Source organism: Bradyrhizobium tropiciagri, from assembly GCF_001189845.1.
GTDB classification, from domain to species: domain Bacteria; phylum Pseudomonadota; class Alphaproteobacteria; order Rhizobiales; family Xanthobacteraceae; genus Bradyrhizobium; species Bradyrhizobium tropiciagri.
The window spans coordinates 1-564 of the sequence record NZ_LFLZ01000188.1 but is presented as its reverse complement, the minus strand read 5'-3'; the positions used below and the strand labels follow the sequence as shown (position 1 = coordinate 564).

Annotated in this window: 1 protein-coding gene and 1 pseudogene; both read left to right on the top strand. The window is 62.9% G+C overall.

Annotated features, from left to right (window positions below; genetic code table 11):
* Positions 1-99 (top strand): annotated as a pseudogene (locus AKN84_RS49860) (protocatechuate 3,4-dioxygenase subunit beta); the annotation flags it as partial.
* On the top strand, positions 100-564 hold a 465-nt coding region (gene pcaG / locus AKN84_RS44350), incomplete at its 3' end, for a protocatechuate 3,4-dioxygenase subunit alpha (protein ID WP_050426612.1).

Sequence of the window (564 nt, the reverse complement as noted above, 5' to 3'; positions counted from 1 at the left end):
TCGTTCGATCTCGACAACACCAAGCCGGAATGGGCGCTGTGCTACCGCTTCGATATCGTGCTGCGCGGCCGCAACGCCACGCCGATGGAGACCAAGTAAGTGTCGAACCAGCGTCCTGATGGAATCACGCCTTCGCAGACCGTCGGCCCCTACTTCAAATACGGCCTGACGCCGAACGGCGAATATGAGTGGAACGATGCCTTCAGCAACAATCTGCTGACGCCTGATACATCCGGCGAGCGCATCCGCGTCGAGGGCAAGGTCTATGACGGCGATGGCGCCGTGATCCCGGATTGCATGCTGGAGATCTGGCAGGCCGACAGCCAGGGCCGGTTCTCCGATCCGCAGGACAAGCACGCGCTGCCGAACTCGAGCTTCAAGGGTTTTGGCCGCTGCGGCACCGACAAGAGCGGCGGCTACGCCTTCGACACCATCAAGCCGGGCGTGGTGCCGGATGCCGACGGCAAGCCGCAGGCGCCGCACATCCTGCTTGCGGTGTTCGCGCGCGGCATGCTGCTGCATCTCTACACCCGAATCTACTTCGACGATGAAGCCGGCAACGCC